This is a genomic window from Micromonospora parathelypteridis, assembly GCF_014201145.1.
GTDB classification, from domain to species: Bacteria; Actinomycetota; Actinomycetes; order Mycobacteriales; family Micromonosporaceae; genus Micromonospora; species Micromonospora parathelypteridis.
This window is the reverse complement of record NZ_JACHDP010000001.1, coordinates 4,061,162-4,080,136: the sequence shown is the minus strand read 5'-3', so window position 1 is coordinate 4,080,136 and position 18,975 is coordinate 4,061,162. Positions and strand designations below refer to the sequence as shown.

The following is an 18,975-nucleotide window of genomic DNA, read 5'->3' as shown; positions in this document are numbered from 1 at the left end:
GACGGCGCTGACCCGCGTGCGGCACGGCGGCGCTGACCCCGCGTGGCACGGCGGCGCTCAAGATCAGCGCAAGTTCGCCGATGTTGCTGCCTCCACCGCGCCGGAAGCAGCAACATCGGCGACGTTGCGCGGACCCGACGCTGCGCGGAGCCCGGGGAGCCCGGGAGCGCGGTCGTCAGAGGCCGAGCAGGGTACGCAGGTGGCGCGGGGGCGGGCAGTCGTGGGCGAGCATCGCGTCGTGCCAGTCACGGACCGACACCCCGTCCGGGCGGGCGGCGGCGATCTCGGCGACCTCGCTGTAGCCGACGAAGTAGGTGGAGAGCTGCGTGGAGGTGAGCTGCGCCCGGCGCCACTTGCCGGCCGCCTCGCCCTCCTCCTGGAAGCCGCGCCCGGTCATCAGCGCCATCGCCTCGGCCTCGGGCAGGTCCTCGGCGTGCACCAACTGGTCGAGCAGGGCGTTGATGGTCATCCGTAGCTGCATCTTGAGCTGCTGCAACCGCACCGGCAGGCCGCCGAAGCCGAGCCCGACCATCAGCTCCTCCGCGTACACCGCCCAGCCCTCGATGAACGGGCCGGACTCGGCGAGTGCCCGGACTCGGGTGTCACCGACGTAGCGGCGGGCGTGGGCGAGCTGGAGGAAGTGCCCCGGCATCGCCTCGTGCACCGTCAGGTTACGGATCATGTGGTCGTTGTATTCGCGGTAGAACGACTCGACCTTGTGCGCCGGCCAGTCCGAGGGGGTGGGCGCGATGCAGTAGAAGGTCGGCACGGCCGCCGTCTCCAACGGGCCGGGCGAGTCGCAGTACGCCACCGCCACACCACGCGCGAACTCCGGCATCTCCTGGATCACACACTTGTCGTCGACCAGGGTGATCAGGTCGTGCGCGCGGACGAAGTCGGTGGCCTCGTCCAGGGTCACCCCGGCCAGCTCGACGATGGTCCCGTCGTTCGGGTGCTCGGCGGCGAGCATGTCCAGCGCCTGGCGTACCGCCGCGTCGTCGGCCCGACCACCGACCAGCTCGACGGCTGCCTCGCGGATCTCGGCGGTGACCCGGTCCAGGTTGGCCCAGGCGCGGCGCTGGATCTCGGCGGCGCCCAACTCGGTGTCCAGGGTGTGCCAGAGACGGGCCTCCCAGCGGCGCCGGCCCAGCCGCGGGTCACGGCCCGGGCCGGTGTCGGCGGCCAGGCCGACCCGCAGCCAGGCGACGAACTCCTCCAGCGCGGCGATCGCCGCGGTCGCCGCCGGCTCGACCCGGTCGTGCTGGCTCGGCGCCTGGGCGAGCAGCGCCGGCAGTTCGTCGCGGATCAGCGCGGCCGTGCCGGTGAACTGCCCGACCGCCGTCTCCGCGTGGATCCGCGGCATGTCCCGCAGCGTCGCGCGGGCGGTGGCGAGAGCGTCCGGTACGGCGGCGAGCCGGCCGGCGAGGCTGGTCAGCCGGACGTCCGCAGGAGCGAACGGGCGGGCGAGGAGGGCGTGCAGCAGCGGGCCGGGATTGTGCCTCAGCGGATCCCATTCGTGCGCCCGCATCTCGGTCGACTCGAACAACCCCCGGTCCACCAGTGAGCTGAGCAGCGCGTGGTCGACCTGTTCCGCGACATCCAGAGCATCTGGATCGATCTCGGAGAGCGCGTCGGCGGCCTCCTTGAGCATCGCCTGGTCGGCGGCGACCGCGCCGGCCGAGAGGTCCGGCAGTCGATCGTCGTAACGGTGGTCCCCCACGGAGGTGGCGAGCCCGGGCCGGCTCTCCAACACCGCCTCGACGATCCGCTCAGCCAATGGCACGAAGGACTCCATGCCCCGACCCTAGACGGCACCCCTGACCCGAGCAGCCGCACCAACCCCCGGCACGCCCAGTCGACGCCCCTGAGCCACCCGCCGCCGGCTCAGTGGTCAGAGAGACCCGGTGGCCGGTCGGACTCGGCGGCGCGGATGGCCTCGGCGTAGGCGAGGGTGGCGCGGCGAAGGGCCGCTTCCGGGTCGATTCCCGCCTCGCGTGCTGCCGCGACCGTTGCCAGGAGGCTGGCGCCCAGCCGTGCCTCCGGGTCTACCTGGGTGTCGGCCAGTGGTGGCGGGACTGCTCGGCCGGCGCGGGCGGCGCGACCCAGGATCTGCGCGGCCAGGGCCAGTGCGGGCTGGCTCAGCGCCACTCCGTCCAGCACCGAGTCCCGCGCCTTCTCGGCGCGCTTGATCCGCTCCCAGTTCTCGGTGATCTCCTCCAGCGTGCCCGCCTCCGCACCGGCGAAGACGTGCGGGTTGCGGCGGATCATCTTGTCGACCAGGCCACCCGCCACGTCGTCGATCGTCCAGCGCTCGTCCTCGGGCAACTCCTCGGCGAGCCGCGCGTGCAGGACCACCTGCAACAACACGTCGCCCAACTCCTCGCGCAGCGCGTCGGTGTCGTCGGCGCTGATCGCGTCGTACGCCTCGTAGCTCTCCTCCAGCAGGTAACCGGCGAGGCTACGGTGCGTCTGCGCCCGCTTCCACGGGTCGCCGCCCGGCGAGGCCAGGCGGTCCAGCACGGCCACCGCGTCGAGCAGCCGGGCGCCCGGCGGATCCCACGAGCCGTACATCAGCTCCATCTCGGCCAACCCTGGCTGCCGGGCCAACCGCAGACCCAACTCCCGGGCCAGCGCCTCGTCGCCCGCAGGGCCGGCCAGCCACACCGCTGTGCCATGCGTCGCCACCGCATCCAGCAACGGCTGTGTCGCCGGCCCGTCCACGACGGTCACCTCGGCGCCCGCCTGGCGCACGGCCATGGTCAACTCGCTCTCCGCGCCGGTCAAAACCGGGTGCTGGCGTACGACGTCCCAGGCTGCCGAAGTCAGCAGGCCGGCCGGCAGCCGCGGTGAGGTGACCAGAAGGACGATCCGTGCCGTCATCCTCAGCTGGCCGTGCCCTCGGTGCCAGGGCCAGCGTCGGGGCCGGCGTCCGGGCCAGTGCCTGGGCCAGCGTCCGGGCCGGCGGTCGACGGCACCGGCTCCGGGGTGGAGATGTCCGAAACCGTGCTGTCCTGCTCAAGGTAGGGCAGGTTGTACCTGCCGAAGCCGCTGTTCGGCACCTGGAGCAGGGCCGGAATTTCCAGGGTGGAGTAACGAGGGTTGACGGAGACGTCCTCCCGCTTCACCTCATCCTGGAACGCCGCGCTGAGAGCCACCACCGCCGCCACCTGCTGGGCGATGGCCGGATCGGCGAACGCCTCGCGCTGCTGCTCGACCGTCCAGCCGGGAGGGGCCACCTTGCCTTCCACCATCTTGTCGTAGACGGTGGCGCGCAGGTCGTCAGTCAACTCGGCCGGCGGCAGGCCCGCCTGGAGGGAGAGGAAGAGGTCGTACCAGTCAGCGGCGAGCCTCGCGTATTCGGTGCCCGGAGCCCCGAAACTCTCACCCAACTCGTCGGCGGCGAGCTGGTCCTGCACCGGGATCTTCTTCTCCGCGATGATCCGCTTGGCCAGGTCGATCCCGACGAGCAGGTTGAGCATGTCCTGCTTGGTCGCGCCGATCTGGAGCATCTCCGGCGAGGGGGACGCGGACGGCCCGTTCTGCTGCTTGAACGCCGCCCGGACGGTCGTCTCGTACTTTGCCTGAGCCTCGGCGTGAATCGCATCGACGCGGTCCACCGAATAGGAGGTGTCACCGACGTACGCGGCGATGCCCGGCGCGGACTTGCCGCAGGCAGCGAGGGAAAGGACACCCAGGGCCGCGACGCTGGCGGCGGCGATCACACGGCGAGCACGCATGCCCGTCACTCTCTCATGCCCTCTCCCATGCTGTGACGGCCCCCACCTCACCCAGGACCCACCTCACCCCGCCGCGACGGCGAGCGGGGCGGGGGCACCCAGCACATCGGAGAGCAACTGCGCGCACCACTGGAGCAGCGCCTGGTCACGCAACGGCTCGCCACCGACCCGACGGGTGGTCGGCCGGGGAACGCTGACCTGGTCGGTGGCCAGCTTGTAGACGGCGTCCGGGTGGTAGCGCTTGAGCCGTAGCTGCTTCGAGTCCGGCAGGGGCAGCGGACCGAACCGCACGTGCTTGCCCTGCATGGACACGTCGGTCAGGCCGTACCGGCGGGCCAGCAGGCGGAACCGGGCCACCTCCACCAGGTTCTGCACCGGTGCGGGTGGCTCGCCGTACCGGTCGGTCATCTCGGCGACCACCTCGCGCAGCCGCTCCTCGTCTCGTGCCTCGGCGAGCTTGCGGTACATCTCCAGACGCAGCCGCTCCACGCTGACGTAGTCGTGCGGCAGGTGCGCGTCGATCGGCAGGTCGATCTTGACGTCGGTCTCCTCCTCCGACCGCTCACCCTTGAACGCGGAGACCGCCTCGCCGACCATCCGCACGTAGAGGTCGAAACCGACGCCCTCGATGTGCCCGGACTGCTCGCCGCCGAGCAGGTTGCCGGCACCACGGATCTCCAGGTCCTTCATCGCCACGTACATGCCGGCGCCCAGCTCGGTGTGCTGGGCGATGGTCGCCAACCGCTCGTGGGCGTGCTCGGTGAGCGGCTTCTCCGGCGGGTAGAGGAAGTAGGCGTAGGCGCGCTCCCGACCCCGGCCGACCCGGCCGCGGATCTGGTGCAGCTGGGCCAGGCCGAGCAGGTCGGCCCGTTCCACGATCAGCGTGTTGGCGTTCGGGATGTCGATGCCCGACTCGACGATCGTGGTGCAGACCAGGACGTCGAACTCCTTCTCCCAGAAGCCGACCATGACCTTCTCCAGGGCGTCCTCGCTCATCTGGCCGTGCGCCACCGCGACCCGGGCCTCGGGCACCAACTCCCGCAGTCGCCGCGCCGCCCGGTCGATCGACTCGACCCGGTTGTGCAGGTAGAAGACCTGCCCGTCGCGGAGCAACTCGCGGTGGATGGAGGCGGCCACCTGCCGGTCGTCCTGCGCCCCCACGAAGGTGAGCACCGGGTGCCGCTCCTCCGGCGGGGTGGCGATGGTGGACATCTCCCGGATGCCGGTGATCGCCATCTCCAGGGTGCGCGGGATCGGGGTGGCCGACATGCTCAGCACGTCGACCGACGCGCGGAGCGTCTTCAGGTGCTCCTTGTGCTCGACACCGAAGCGCTGCTCCTCGTCGACGACCACCAGCCCCAACTGCTTGAAGCGGGTGGCAGTCTGCAACAGCCGGTGGGTGCCGATGACGATGTCGACGGTGCCGTCGGCGACCATCTCCAGCGTCCGTTCGGTCTCCTTCGCGGTCTGGAACCGGGACAGCTGTCGGATCTGCACCGGGAACTGGCTCATCCGCTCGGCGAACGTGTTGTAGTGCTGCTGCACCAGCAGGGTCGTCGGCACCAGCACCGCCACCTGCTTGCCGTCCTGCACCGCCTTGAACGCCGCCCGGACGGCGATCTCGGTCTTGCCGTAGCCGACGTCGCCGCAGATCAGCCGGTCCATCGGGACGGTCTGTTCCATGTCCCGCTTGACCTCGTCGATCGCGGCGAGTTGGTCCGGCGTCTCCTGCCAGGGGAAGGCGTCCTCCAGCTCCCGCTGCCAGGGGGTGTCCGGGCCGAACGAGTGGCCCTTGGACGCCTTGCGGGCGGCGTAGAGCTGGATCAGCTGCGCGGCGATCTCCCGGACCGCCTTACGGGCGCGGGCCTTGGACTTCTGCCAGTCCGAGCCGCCCATCTTGTGCAGGGTGGGCTGCTCGCCGCCCACGTAGCGGGAGAGCTGGTCGAGCTGGTCGGTGGGGACGAAGAGGCGGTCGCCGGGTTGGCCCCGCTTGCTGGCCGCGTACTCGATGACCAGGTATTCGCGGCTGGCGCCGTTGACCGTGCGCTGCACCAGCTCGACGTAGCGGCCGATGCCGTGCTGCTCGTGCACCACGAAGTCGCCGGCCTTGAGCTCCAGCGGGTCGATGGTGTTGCGTCGCCGGCTCGGCAGCTTGCGCATGTCCCGGGTCGAGGTGCCCCGACCACCCGTCACATCGTTGCCGGTGAGCAGCACGAACCGGGACGCCTCGTCGACGAACCCGCTGCTCAGCGCCCCACAGGTGACCACCAACTCGCCGGGGACGGGCGCGGTCGGCACCTCCTCGGTCAACCGCGCGCCCAGGCCGGCGTCGCGCAGCACCTCGACCGCCCGCTGGGCCGGGCCGTGCCCCTCGAAGACCAGCGCGATCGACCAGCCCTCGCCGGCCCAGCGCTTGAGGTCGTCGACCACCCGCGTGGTCTCGCCGTGGTAGAGCGGGGCCGGCTGGGCGGACAGCGTCACCGCGATGGCGTCGTCCGGGGTGACGGAGCCCTGTTCCGGCGCGTCCTCCCAGGGCTGCCGCGTCTCGGCGGTCTCCGCCTCGACGAGACCGAACGGGGACAGCGTCCACCACGGCTGGCGGAGTTTGCCCGCAGTGGCGCGGACCTCCCCGAGGGTCCGGAAGGCGGCGGCGCCGACGTCCACCGGGGCCTGGCCGCCGACCGCGGCGGCGGCCCAGCTGGCCTGCAGAAACTCCTCCGAGGTACGCACCAGGTCGTGCGCCCTGGTGCGGATCCGCTCCGGGTCGCACAGCAGTACGTGGGTGCCGGCCGGCATGGCGTCCAGCAGCAACTCCAGCGAGTCGGGGCCGACCAGCACCGGAGCCAGCGACTCCATCCCCTCCACCGGGATGCCCTCGGCCAGCTTGTCGAGGATCTCGGCCAGCTCGGGGTGCTGCTCGGCGAGTGCGGCGGCCCGTTCGCGGACCGACGGGGTGAGCAGCAACTCCCGGCAGGGCGGCGCCCACAGCAGCGGAACCTGCTCGATGGTCCGCTGGTCGGCGACGGCGAAGGTACGGATCTCCTCCACCTCGTCGCCCCAGAACTCGATTCGGGACGGGTGCTCGTCGGTGGGCGGGAAGACGTCCAGGATGCCGCCCCGCACCGCGAACTCGCCGCGCTTGGTGACCAGGTCGACCCGGGCGTACGCCATGTCGATCAGACGGCGGGCGACCTCCTCCAGGTCTGCCTCCTCGCCTGCGGCGAGCTGCACGGGCTCCAGATCGCCGAGCCCCTTGAGCTGCGGTTGAAGCAGCGAACGAACCGGGGCCACGACCACCCGCAGTGGCCCGGTGCCACCGTGCGCGTCGGTCGCCTCCGGGTGCGCCAGCCGGCGCAGCACGGCCAGCCGACGGCCCACCGTGTCCGAGCGGGGGGAGAGCCGCTCGTGCGGCAGCGTCTCCCAGGAGGGGAAGACCACGATCTGCTCGGCCGGCAACAGCCCGCCCAACGCGGCGGCGAGATCGTCGGCCTCCCGGGTGGTGGCGGTCACCGCCAGCACCGGCCGCCCAGCACCGCCGGCGGCGTTGTCCGCCGCGACCGCCGCGACGGCGAACGGGCGCAGCGCGGCGGGGGCGGTGATGTCGAGGCCGTCGACCTGGGCGGCACCGGAGCGCGCCAGGTCACGCGCCCGGGTCAGCCCGGGATCGGCCAGGGCGGCGGAGAACAGACCGGTGAGCATGTGATCACTTCCAGGGGAGTCGACGCACACGACGGCGGCCCCTCGTCCAGCCGGACGGGGGGTGCATGACCAGCCTATCCCCGTCCACCGACAGACACCGCCTTCCGCCCAGGTACGCGTCGCGCCACCCCTCCCACGCCCCACGCGCCCCTCACGCCCGCCCCAAGATCCGCGCAACTTCCCGGAAGTTGCTGCTTCCGGAACGCGGGAGGCAGCACCTTCCCCGATGTTGTGCGGATCTTGCCGGCGAGCGCGCACTCAACGCCCCGGGAGGGTCGCTCGCGCTTCCACCGACGTGCTCCGTCCGTCAAGATCACGCTCGATCCAGGATGTAGTGGCCTCGAAGCCGGAGGAGAGCACTCTTTCCTGGATCGAGCGCGATCTTCCCCGATCGGGAGGTGCGAACCGCACCGGCGAGGGCGTTCGGGCGACCGCCGACCGGGCCAGCGGCCGGACCGGGCCAGCGGCCGGACCGGGCCAGCGGCCGGACCGGGCCAGCGGCCGGACCGGACCGTGGATCTTGACCGGTAGGTGGCGTCTGTGGTCGGGTTTCGGGATGGGAGAGCAGTGGCGGGCGCAGTTCGACGCGCAGGTGAGCTTTGCCAACGGCGGCGGGCTGAACACCGAGGGGTTCCGGCTGGACATCCCGGGGCGGGAGATCACCGACGACGACCTGGCGGCGTTGTTCGTCCGGCACCTCGGGTTGCTGATGGTCGCCGAGGTCCGGATCAGCGCGAAGACGATCATCGAAGAGCCGCACAAGGGCGGCCGGGGTGTCGCCGTCGACGAGCCCGGCTCCGAACGTCGGCTGGTCGAGTTGAGCCACGTGATCAGCGACGGGATGATCACTCTGCCTGGCTGGCCGGCCCCGCAGATCAGTGACTGGCTGACCTTCGCGGCGTCCCGGGCGAACTACGCCCCGGGCACCGAGTTCCACGTGGCACGGATCGACATGATCGCTAACACCGGCACGTACCTGGACACCCCCGCCCACCGATGGTCCGGCGGCGACGACCTGGCCGGGGTGCCGCTGGACCGGCTCGCTGACCTTCCCGGCGTGGTGGTCCGGGTGCCGGCCGGCACCCGGGCGGTGGACCGGCTGATGCTGGCCCCGTACGAGGTGGCCGGGCGGGCGGTGCTGCTGCACACCGGGTGGGATACGCACTTCGGCACCGAGCGGTATGGCGCGCCAGAGGCGCCCCACCTGGCCGGGGACGCCGCCCAGGCGTTGGCCGACGCCGGTGCGGCCCTGGTCGGCATCGACTCGATCAACATCGACGACATGAGCGCAGCGGCCGGGGGCGTACGCCCCGCGCACAGCACCCTGCTCGCCGCCGGTATCCCGATCGTGGAGCACCTGACCGGCCTGGACGCGCTGCCGCCGAACGGGTTCCGGTTCACCGCGGCCCCACCGATGGTGGCCGGCATGGGCACCTTCCCGGTCCGCGCCTTCGCCGTCATCAACCCCTGACGCCGTCAATCCCAAACCCCACCAACCAACCCCTGACCCCATCAAGCCCAGACCCCATGAAGCCCGGACGCCGACGCGTCAGACGCCGGACTGGAGGTGGCGCAGGACCGCGATGACCCGCCGGTGGTCGGATTCCGACGGGGGCAGGTCGAGCTTGCCGAAGATGCTGGTGATGTGTTTCTCCACCGCCCCGACGCTGAGGAACAGCGCCGAGGCGATCGCCACGTTCGACCGCCCCTCGGCCATCAGGGCCAGTACGGTCCGTTCCCGCTCGGAGAGGCCGGCCAACTCTTCGACACCGCGGGACGCGCCGAACAGTTGCGTCACCACCTCCGGGTCGAGCACGGTCGCGCCACCGGCGACCCGGGTGAGCGCGTCGACGAACTCGCCGACCTCGGCCACCCGGTCCTTGAGCAGGTATCCCACTCCCCCTGCGCCGCCGGCGAGCAACTGCGCGGCGTAGCGGGTCTCCACGTACTGGGAGAAGAGCAGCACCGGCGTACCGGGATGGGCGACGCGTACGGCGAGCGCGGCCCGCAGCCCTTCGTCGGTGTACGTGGGTGGCATCCGGATGTCGATCACCGCGACGTCCGGCCGGTGTTCGTCGACGGCGGCCCGCAACGCCTCCGGATCGGCCACCGCGGCAAGCACCCGGTGTCCCCGGTCGGTGAGCAGATAGCTGAGCCCGTCGCGCAGGATTCCGGAGTCTTCGGCGATGACCACCCGCAACCTGATCATGGTCGTACCGGGAGTTCCACGGTGACCAGCGTCGGCCCGCCGGGTGGGCTGTCGATCCGCATCGTGCCGTCCACGGTACGGGCCCGGTCACGCAGACCGGCAAGCCCACCGCCGGGCAGCGCAGAGCCTGCCGAGCCGATCATGGCTCCTCCGCCCCCGTCGTCCCTGACCTGCACCCGCAGCAGTCCGTCGTGTTGGCGCACCTCGACGGTCGCCCGCCGGGCCCTGCCGTGTTTGGCGACGTTGGTGAGCAACTCGGCGACGCAGTAGTAGGCGATCGTCTCCACGGCCGGTGACGGTCGTTCGCTCAACTCGACCCGCAACACCACGGGTACGGCGCCCCGGGCCACCAGGGTGGCCAGCGCCGCCTCCAACCCGTTGTCGAGCATCGGCGGGTGGATGCCCCGGGCCAGGTCCCGAAGGTCGGTGATCGCGGTCTTCGCGTCCCGGTGCGCCGTCTCCACCAGCGCTCTGGCTTCCGGCGCGGATCCGTCGGCGAGTTTCTCCTTGACCATCCCCAGCTTCATCGCCAGGGCGACCAGTTGCGCCTGGGTGCCGTCGTGCAGGTCGCGTTCAATCCGGCGCAGCAGCGCGGCGGCGTCGTCGACGGCCAGGGCGCGGGTCTGTTGGAGGGTGTCGAGGCTGGTCGGGCCGAGCAGGCCCCGGATCAGCAGCTCGTCCAGGAGCAGGACCAGGCGCAGCAGCCAGGGTCCGACCAGCAGCATCGCGGCGCCGATCCCGGCCAGCAGGAACGACCGGGGCCAGGTGTCGAAGAAGAAGTCGCCGAGTTGCAGGGCGGCGCGGTGCGGCCGACCCAGACTGTCGGTGTTGACCGGCTGGACGAACTTCCACCAGAGCGGATGGCTGAGCAGAAACACCGGGTAGCAGAGGAAGGCCGCGGTCACCGCCGCCGCGAGCAGGGTCACCGGCAGCTTGATGATCAGATAGGCCAACGCTCGCCAACCCGTGGCATCGCCAAGGCCGGTCCGGACGTACCCCACCGGCCCGGGCCGTCGTCGGACCGGGCGTGGGTCGTCGACCCGCAGCCCGAGCGTCGCCCGGGCGAGCGCGCGGTGCAGCCGGCCCCAACCGCGAGCGCCGAGGACACCGGAGGACATCAGCGGCAGGCCGAGCAGCGTCAGCGAGGACAGGCCGCCGACCACGACCGTGAGACCGGCGTACGCGAAGCCGGCTACCGCCAGCGGCAGGCTGGCCAGCACGTACCCGACCCGGTTGCGGAGCTGCCGGAGACGCGTCATCTGATCCTCCCGACCAGCCGATCGACATGTCGGCTCAGCATGCCCGGGTGCGGGCCGCCCGCGTAGCCGGGCAACCCGCCGTGATCTTTCGGGTTAACCCCACCCGATCGGCGGGAGAGCCGCATTCATCTGCGGTCCGCGCTTCGGCAGGGTCGACGGGGACATCCGTTTCGTCGATTGGAGCAGGTCATGGTACGTCCGTTGTGGACTGTAGTGGTGTCGGTCGGCTCGTTGGTCGCCACACTCGCCGTCCCGCCCCCGCCGGCCGGTGCCGACCGTCCCGGGGCAGAACGTCCGGCGCTGGCTGCCGCGCTCGACCAGATGGTCGAGGACGGCTTCCCCGGTGCGGTGGCTTACGGCCGGGTGGACGGCCGACGATGGCAGGTGGCGGCGGGAGTGGCCGACCGGGCGACCGGGGCGCAGGCCCGGCCGGACGACCGGTTCCGGATCGCCAGCAACACCAAGGCGTTCGTGTCGACCGTGCTGCTGCAACTGGTGGGTGAGGGCAGGCTCACCCTCGACGACTCGGTCGAGCGGTGGCTGCCCGGGGTTGTCCGAGGTAACGGCAACGACGGCTCGGCGATCACCGTCCGGCAGTTGCTCAACCACACCAGCGGAATCTGGGACCCCACCGGCGAGCGGAGCTTCTGGGCCCCGTACCTCGACGACCACGACTGGGACCGGGTCATCACGCCCCGCACGGTGGTCGCCATGGCGGTGGCGCACCGGCCGGACTTCGCCCCCGGCACCTCGTGGGGCTACTCGAACACGAACTACCTACTGGCGGGCCTGATCATCGAGGCGGTCATCGGCCGGGACGCGGCGAGCGAGGTACGGCGGCGGATCATCGGCCCACTCGGCCTGAGTCAGACCTCGTTTCCGGTCACCGATCCGAAGATTCACGGCCGGCACCTGCACGGCTACGACCTGACCGGCCGCGATGTGACCCGGTTCAGCCCGTCGTACGACTGGACCGCCGGGGCGATGATCTCGACGGCGGCGGACCTGGCGCGGTTCCACCGGGCGCTGTTCGGTGGACGGCTGCTCGCGCCGGCACAGCAGCGTGAGTTGGAGACCCTGGTGGCGACGGACGACGGGCCGGACGGGTACGGCCTGGGCGTGCAACGGATGACCGTCCCCTGTGTCGGTGGCCCGACGGAGGTGTGGACGACCGACGGCGGCGGGCACGGCTTCACCAGCATCGCGGTGACCAGCCTGGACAACTCCCGGCAGCTTGTCCTCGCCGGCAACGTCTACGACATCGACCGGGACGTCCGAGGCGAGTTGCCGGTGCCGGCGAGCGCGGGTTCGCTGGCCGCAGTGCAGTCGGTCCTCTGCACGACCGGCTGACCCGGGCCGGCGGCGAGATCCACGTGCCGGCGCGTCAGTAGCGCACCGCGATCCGGCGGTCGACCGCGTCGACGAGGATCTCGCCGCCGTACGGGATGATCAACTGCGGGTCGGTGTGACCGAGGTCGACGTCGAAGACGACCACCGCGTCCGGGTTGTACGGCGTGAGGGCGCGGATGATCGCCTCCCGCTGGGCCGCGCCCCACGCCGACCGCTCCGGCACCGACAACGGCCGGTCGAAGTCCCACGCCTTCGGCCGGCCGACGACGATCGCCGGGAAGGCGGCGAGCAGCCCTCGCTCCCCCATGTTCCGCACGATCCGGAACACCTCCTGCGCGCTCGGCATCTCCTGGGAGGTTTCGAAGACCAGCACGGAACCGTCCAACTCGGCGACGGTCGGCACCCGGTCGGCGGCCATCAGCCAGTGCAGGATCTCCAGGCAGCCACCCCAGGTGCGCCCTCGCACCACCCGCTCCGGCCCCTGCCAGCGCCAACCCTCGCCGGGCAGCATCTCCGGCTCGTACTCCAGCGTCTCGGGCTCGGTCCACGGGTTGGGCCGGTCGCCCCAGGCCGGCGCGGAGGTCAGCTCGTACCAGTCGGAGCCGAACAGGGCGGCGCGCAGCGAGTCGAAGGTCATCGGGTGCGGCGCGCCCGGCCGGCCGAGGTGCACCAGCACCGATCCGCCGTGGTAGGCGACGATGCCCAACCGGTACAGGTGGTTGAGCACGTTGGTGTTGTCGGAGTAGCCGAAGTAGGGCTTCGGGTTGGCCCGCAGCACGTCGTCGTCGAGGTGTGGGGTGACCGTGATCAGGTCGTCCCCGCCGACCGTGGCCAGCACGGCGGTGATGCTCGGGTCGGCGAAGGCGGCGGTCAGGTCGCGGGCCCGATCGCGCGGGTCCGCTCCCATGACCCGGGTGGTCGGATACTCCACCGGCTCCAAGCCGAACTCCTCACGCAGCCGCCGCAACCCCAACTCGTACACGTGGGGGAAGAGGGCGGGCAGGCCGGCGGAGGGCGAGACGACCGCGACCCGGTCGCCCGGCCGTGGTTTCGTCGGGTAGTTCAGCGACGTCATGATCGAACGCTAACCGCCCGGCCAACCGGTTTCCGCCCGGTGATTCACGAAACGGACCATAGGCACGCGACAGGCGACCCTCGACGCCGTGCCCGCTCCAGCCCCGGCTCGAGCGGAGACGGTGGTTGAGATCACGTCGGAAAACGCCGCCTCGGGGGCAGTGGATCACCCGGGGGCCCTCCAGACCACCGGTCCGCGCGGATACCATCCAGTAAGTCGGACAGCGCTGTCCTTCGTATCCACGTAAGGGAGCGCATCGTGACCGACCAGCATGACCACGACGGCCCGGACGCCGCCCTGCGCGCCGACATCCGCCGACTCGGCACCCTGCTCGGGCAGACCCTGGCCCGCCAGGAGGGTCGCCCGCTGCTCGACCTCGTCGAGGAGATCCGCGCACAGGTCCGCAGCGACGCCCCGGCGGCCGCCCAGCGCCTCGGCGGGCTCGACGTGACCACCGGCACCAAGCTGGCCCGCGCCTTCTCCACCTACTTCCACCTGGCCAACATCACCGAGCAGGTGCACCGTGCGCGGGATCTGCGCCGACGCCGCGCGGTGCAGGGCGGCTGGTTGGACCAGGCAGCCAAGATGATCGCCGAGCGCGGGGTGCCGGCCGAGGAGATCGCCAACGCGGCACGCCGGCTGGCGGTCCGGCCGGTCTTCACGGCGCACCCGACCGAGGCGGCCCGCCGCTCGATCCTGTCCAAGCTGCGGGCGATCGCCGACGAGTTGGACACCGAGACCGCCAACGCGATCCTCTACGGCGCCAGCGACGAGGGCCCGGCCAACCGCCGTCTGGCCGAGCTGCTGGACCTGATGTGGCAGACCGACGAGCTGCGCCTCGACCGACCGGACCCGACCGACGAGGCCCGCAACGCCATCTACTACCTGCGCGACCTGTACGCCGAGGCCGCCCCGCAGGTGCTCGACGACCTGGCCGACACGCTGCGCACGCTCGGCGTGGAGACGTCACCGACGGCCCGGCCGCTGAGCTTCGGCACCTGGATCGGCGGCGACCGCGACGGCAACCCGTTCGTCACCCCGGCGGTCACCCGCGAGGTGCTGACCATCCAGCACGAGCACGGCATCGCGGCCACCGAGAAGGCGATGGACCACCTGATCAACGAGGTCTCGGTCTCCCGCCGGCTGCGCGGGGTGTCCCTGGACCTCTCCGCCAGCCTCGCCGCGGACCTGGACGCGCTGCCCGAGGTGGCCGCGCGGTTCCGCCGTGTGAACGCGGAGGAGCCGTACCGGCTCAAGGCACGCTGTGTGAAGGCGAAGCTCGCCAACACCCGGCAGAGGTTGCGCCAGGGCACCGCGCACGTGCCGGGCCGGGACTACCGGGGCTCCGCCGAGCTGATCGCCGACCTGGATCTGCTGCGCGCCTCGCTGGCCCGCAACTCCGGGCAGCTCACCGCCGTCGGCCGGCTGGCCTCCACCATCCGTACGGTCTCCGCGTTCGGCCTGCACCTGGCGACCATGGACGTCCGGGAGCACGCCGAGGCGCACCACGCGGTGCTCGCCCAGCTCTACGAGGCCGTCGGTGAGGTCTCCGACTATCCGGCGCTGACCAGGATCGAACGCACCAAACTTCTCGCCGACGAGCTGACCGGTCGCCGACCGCTGTCGACCCTGGACACCCCGCTCTCCGAGCCCGCCCGCAAGACGTTCGACGTGTTCGGCACCATCCGGGAGGCCCAGGACCGGTTCGGCACCGAGGTCATCGAGTCGTACATCATCTCGATGACCATGGGCGTCGACGACGTGCTGGCCGCGGTGGTGCTGGCCCGCGAGGCCGGCCTGGTGGACGTGCACAGTGGGCGGGCACGGATCGGGTTCGTGCCGCTGCTGGAGACCCCGGCCGAGCTCAACGCCGGCGGCGAACTCCTCGACGAGCTGCTGTCGCTGCCCGCGTACCGGGCGCTGGTGACCGCGCGAGGCGACGTGCAGGAGGTCATGCTCGGCTACTCCGACTCCAACAAGGAGGCCGGGATCACCACCAGCCAGTGGTCGATCCACCGGGCGCAGCGCGCGCTGCGCGACGTGGCCGCCCGGCACGGGGTACACCTGCGGCTGTTCCACGGCCGGGGCGGCACGGTCGGGCGCGGCGGCGGGCCGACGCACGAGGCGATCCTGGCCCAGCCGTACGGCACGCTGGACGGCGCGATCAAGGTGACCGAGCAGGGTGAGGTGATCTCCGACAAGTACACCCTGCCGTCACTGGCCCGGGAGAACCTGGAGCTGACCCTCGCCGCGGTGCTCCAGGCGACCCTGCTGCACACCGCGCCTCGGCAGCCGGCCGAGATGTTGGAACGCTGGGACGCGACGATGGACGTGGTCTCCGAGTCGGCGTACCGGTCCTACCGGTCGCTCGTCGAGGACCCGGACCTGCCGGCGTACTTCTGGGCGTCCACCCCGACCGAACTGCTCGGCGCGCTCAACATCGGCTCCCGGCCTGCGAAGCGCCCGAACACCGGAGCGGGGCTGTCCGGTCTGCGGGCCATTCCGTGGGTGTTCGGGTGGACGCAGACCCGGCAGATCGTGCCGGGCTGGTTCGGCGTCGGCTCCGGGCTGGCCGCCGCGCGTGAGGCCGGGTTGGCGGACGTGCTGGCCGAGATGCACCGCAACTGGCACTTCTTCCGCACGTTCCTGTCGAACGTCGAGATGATGTTGACCAAGACCGACCTGAGCATCGCCCGCCGGTACGTCGAGACGCTGGTGCCGAAGAAGCTGCACCCGATCTTCGAGCAGATCGAGCAGGAGTACGAGTTGACCAAGCGGGAGGTGCTGGCGGTGACCGCCTCACCCGCCCTGCTGGAAAATTCACCGGTGCTGCAGCGCACCCTGGCCGTACGCGACACCTACCTGGAGCCGCTGCACCATCTCCAGGTGGCCTTGCTGCGTCAGTACCGGGAGTCCGGCGCCGCCGGGCGGGCGGTGGCCACCGCTCCGGGCGGCCGACGCGCACCGAGCGACGGCACCGCCCTGGAGCGGGCACTGCTCACCACCGTCAACGGCATCGCCGCCGGGATGCGCAACACCGGCTGATCGACAAGAACGGACAACGGGCCCCGGTCGCTACGACCGGGGCCCGTTCCGTAGGTCACACCGAACGACTGTCAGAAGTCGCCGCCGCCGAAATCCCCGCCACCGAAGTCACCGCCGCCGAAGCCGCCACCACCGAAGTCACCACCGGCGTAGTCCCCTCCGCCGAAGTCCCCGCCCTGGTCGCCGCCGAAGTCCCCGCCCTGGTCGCCGCCCTGGTCGCCGCCGTCCCCGCCCTGCTCGGCGCCGTCGCCGAAGCCCTCCTGGTAGCCGGCGTCATAGCCGTACCCGGGGTCGGCGAAGGCGGGCGAGAACAGCGCGTCGGCGATCAGGATGCCGCCGAGCACACCGGCACCGGCGCCCAGCGCCGTCTTCCACCACGGTGTCGAATACCAGCCGGCGGGCACCGGTCGACCCTGATAACGCCCACCGGGGTAGTAGTAGGGCGTTTCCCGACCGGGCTGCGGACCGGCCCGGAAGGTCTGCCCCTGCACGTCGACCTCGCGCTCCTTGGTGAGCTGCCCAACGCCGCGGGCGGCGGCCAGCGCCGGCACCTCGGGGCCCGGATCGATACCCAGCGCGGTACGCGCCGCCCGGATGTACGCCAGCCCCTCCAGCGCGGTCTCCCGGGCCAGCCCGAACTGGTGCGGCGTACGTGCCTGCTCCAGCTGCGAGCCCGCCGCGTTGTACCGCTCACCGGCATCGGCCAGCGCCTGGCGCACCGCCGGCTCCTCGCCCTGCAGGTTCATCAACTGGCCGCCGAGGCGCTCGTACCACCGCTGCGCCTCCGCGCGGGCGTCGCCGAGCTCGGTGCGCTGACGGGCACTTGCCTGAGCGCGGATGAGCGCCGCGGCGCCCAGCGCGCCGACCAGCACGACGACGAGGCACAACACAAGTTCCATATCTTCGACCGTACTCCCGGGTGTCTCGTCGTAGCCGTCTGGCAAGCTCCGGTGATGGACGTCTCGACCCTGCTCCTGGTGATCGTGTGCCTCGGTGCTGGCGGGGCGGTGGGCTGGCTCGCGGCCCGGTCCCGGTCGGCGGCCGACATCGCCCGCCTCGATGCCACCCTGGCCGCCACCCGAGAGGGCGAGGGCCGGCTGGAGCAGTCCATGCGGGCCCTGAACTACGAGGCCACCGCGCAGTCCCAGGAGGCGGTGGCCCGGGCGGTCGCCCCGCTGCACGACACGCTTCGCCGCTACGAGCAGCGGGTGGCCGAGCTGGAGCACGACCGGGTCGACGCGTACGCCGAGCTGCGCGAGCAGGTCCGTTCGATGACCGCCGTCTCCGGCGAGCTGCGCACCGAGACCAAGCAGCTGGTCGCGGCGCTGCGGGCGCCACAGGTGCGGGGCCGCTGGGGCGAGCACCAGCTGCGCCGGATCGTCGAGGCGGCCGGGATGCTGGAGCACTGCGACTTCTCCGAGCAGGTCACGGCCGCCACCGATCAGCAGGTCGTCCGACCGGATCTGGTGGTCCGACTGCATGGCGGCCGATCGGTGGTGGTGGACGCCAAGGCGCCGTTCGACGCGTACCTGACGGCCATGGAGGCCCGCGACGAGCGCGGCCGGGACACCCACCTCGACGCGCACGCCCGGCACCTGCGGGGGCACGTCGACGCTCTGGCCGCCAAGTCCTACTGGTCGGCGTTCGACAGCTCGCCGGAGTTCGTGGTGCTGTTCGTTCCCGCCGACCCGTTCCTCGACGTCGCGCTGCAGCGTGACCCGACGCTGCTGGAGCACGCCTTCACCCGCAACGTGGTGCTGGCCACGCCGGCCACGCTGGTCGCACTGCTCCGGACGGTCGCCTACTCCTGGCGACAGGAGGCGCTGGCCCGGAACGCGCTCGCGGTGCACACCCTCGCCCGGGAGCTGTACGGCCGGCTCTCGACCCTGGGTGACCACGTGGGCAAGCTCGGGTCGTCGCTGGCCGGTGCGGTGACCGCGTACAACCGGGCGGTCGGCTCGCTGGAGGCCCGGGTGCTGGTCAGCGCACGCAAGCTCGCCGAGCTGGGCGTCTCGGACGAGGAGTTGCCCACGCCCGCCCAGGTCGAGTTGACGCCCAGGCAGCCGCAGGCGCCCGAGCTGGCCGATCCGGCCGACGACGGGGTCTCGGCCCGCTAGGGCAGCTAATCAGGAGCGGTTGGCACCCGACACCACGAACGGGGTGCCCTGCTGGCAGGTGGTCATCATGCCGGGCTCGACCCGGCCGGTGACCTCCACCCGCGTACCCGGCTTCAGCACGTCACGCGGCCCACCGAGGAGCAGGTAGCCGTCGAGCAGAACGCAGTTGGGCTCCACGCCGCCCTGCACGGTGCCGGACAGGGTGGTGGCCCCGACCCCCGGTGGCGTACTCGGGCCGCCCGGCTTCGGGCCCGTTGGCGGGGTGGTCGGTGCCGGGTCGACGGTCGACGGCGGGGCGGTCGGCTCGGGCGTGGGCTGGCTGGTCGCCGGCTGCGCTCCCGTCGGCGTCGGGGTGGGCGTGCCGCCTCCGGCGTCCTGGTTGCCGCAGGCGCTCAGCGCCGCGCAGACGGTCAGCGCGGCAACGGCGAGCCGAAAGGTCCTCATACCGAATCTGACGCAGGCCGGGCCGTGTTCGTTCCCGTGC

General features: G+C 71.8%; 13 protein-coding genes. 4 read left to right on the top strand and 9 right to left on the bottom strand.

What is annotated here, in order from left to right:
- Window positions 1–175: 175 nt before the first annotated feature.
- From HNR20_RS18465 to mfd, 4 genes are all read right to left on the bottom strand, one after another.
- Window positions 176–1,795, bottom strand: coding sequence for a DUF885 domain-containing protein (locus tag HNR20_RS18465; RefSeq protein ID WP_184181507.1), 1,620 nt, complete (start codon window positions 1,793–1,795; stop codon window positions 176–178).
- Between the two features lie 89 nt (window positions 1,796–1,884).
- Window positions 1,885–2,880, bottom strand: coding sequence for a nucleoside triphosphate pyrophosphohydrolase (locus tag HNR20_RS18460; RefSeq protein WP_184181505.1), 996 nt, complete (start codon window positions 2,878–2,880; stop codon window positions 1,885–1,887).
- A gap of 2 nt (window positions 2,881–2,882) precedes the next feature.
- The gene (locus HNR20_RS18455) at window positions 2,883–3,737 is read right to left on the bottom strand and encodes a hypothetical protein (RefSeq protein ID WP_184181503.1); all 855 of its coding nucleotides are present in this window, start codon (window positions 3,735–3,737) and stop codon (window positions 2,883–2,885) included.
- 63 nt (window positions 3,738–3,800) lie between these two features.
- On the bottom strand, window positions 3,801–7,436 hold the full coding sequence (mfd, locus tag HNR20_RS18450; RefSeq protein ID WP_184181501.1) for a transcription-repair coupling factor: 3,636 nt from the start codon (window positions 7,434–7,436) through the stop codon (window positions 3,801–3,803).
- 556 nt (window positions 7,437–7,992) lie between these two features.
- Between mfd and HNR20_RS18445 the strand changes: the two genes are divergently transcribed.
- Complete coding sequence (locus HNR20_RS18445; RefSeq protein WP_184181499.1) at window positions 7,993–8,907, top strand: cyclase family protein; 915 nt, start codon at window positions 7,993–7,995, stop codon at window positions 8,905–8,907.
- A 78-nt stretch (window positions 8,908–8,985) separates the two neighbouring features.
- Here HNR20_RS18445 and HNR20_RS18440 read toward each other — a convergent pair whose 3' ends face one another.
- Both HNR20_RS18440 and HNR20_RS18435 read right to left on the bottom strand, forming a co-directional pair.
- Complete coding sequence (locus HNR20_RS18440) at window positions 8,986–9,636, bottom strand: response regulator transcription factor (RefSeq protein WP_184188655.1); 651 nt, start codon at window positions 9,634–9,636, stop codon at window positions 8,986–8,988.
- 5 nt (window positions 9,637–9,641) lie between these two features.
- Window positions 9,642–10,904, bottom strand: coding sequence for a sensor histidine kinase (locus tag HNR20_RS18435; RefSeq protein ID WP_184181497.1), 1,263 nt, complete (start codon window positions 10,902–10,904; stop codon window positions 9,642–9,644).
- A 189-nt stretch (window positions 10,905–11,093) separates the two neighbouring features.
- On the opposite strand from HNR20_RS18435, the gene HNR20_RS18430 reads away from it, so the two are divergent.
- Window positions 11,094–12,254 (top strand): serine hydrolase domain-containing protein, encoded by a 1,161-nt coding sequence (locus tag HNR20_RS18430; protein WP_184181494.1) that lies wholly within the window; start codon window positions 11,094–11,096, stop codon window positions 12,252–12,254.
- 34 nt (window positions 12,255–12,288) lie between these two features.
- On the opposite strand, the gene HNR20_RS18425 is transcribed toward HNR20_RS18430, so the two are convergent.
- Window positions 12,289–13,329, bottom strand: a complete 1,041-nt coding sequence (locus HNR20_RS18425) for a S66 family peptidase (protein WP_184181492.1) — start codon at window positions 13,327–13,329, stop codon at window positions 12,289–12,291.
- Window positions 13,330–13,587: 258 nt separating this feature from the next.
- On the opposite strand from HNR20_RS18425, the gene ppc reads away from it, so the two are divergent.
- Window positions 13,588–16,374 (top strand): phosphoenolpyruvate carboxylase, encoded by a 2,787-nt coding sequence (ppc, locus tag HNR20_RS18420; protein WP_184181490.1) that lies wholly within the window; start codon window positions 13,588–13,590, stop codon window positions 16,372–16,374.
- Window positions 16,375–16,445: 71 nt separating this feature from the next.
- On the opposite strand, the gene HNR20_RS18415 is transcribed toward ppc, so the two are convergent.
- Window positions 16,446–17,273, bottom strand: coding sequence for a hypothetical protein (locus HNR20_RS18415; RefSeq protein ID WP_184181488.1), 828 nt, complete (start codon window positions 17,271–17,273; stop codon window positions 16,446–16,448).
- Window positions 17,274–17,327: 54 nt separating this feature from the next.
- Between HNR20_RS18415 and HNR20_RS18410 the strand changes: the two genes are divergently transcribed.
- On the top strand, window positions 17,328–18,491 hold the full coding sequence (locus HNR20_RS18410; RefSeq protein WP_184181485.1) for a DNA recombination protein RmuC: 1,164 nt from the start codon (window positions 17,328–17,330) through the stop codon (window positions 18,489–18,491).
- Window positions 18,492–18,500: 9 nt separating this feature from the next.
- On the opposite strand, the gene HNR20_RS18405 is transcribed toward HNR20_RS18410, so the two are convergent.
- Window positions 18,501–18,935, bottom strand: a complete 435-nt coding sequence (locus tag HNR20_RS18405) for a hypothetical protein (protein ID WP_184181483.1) — start codon at window positions 18,933–18,935, stop codon at window positions 18,501–18,503.
- Window positions 18,936–18,975: the final 40 nt, after the last annotated feature.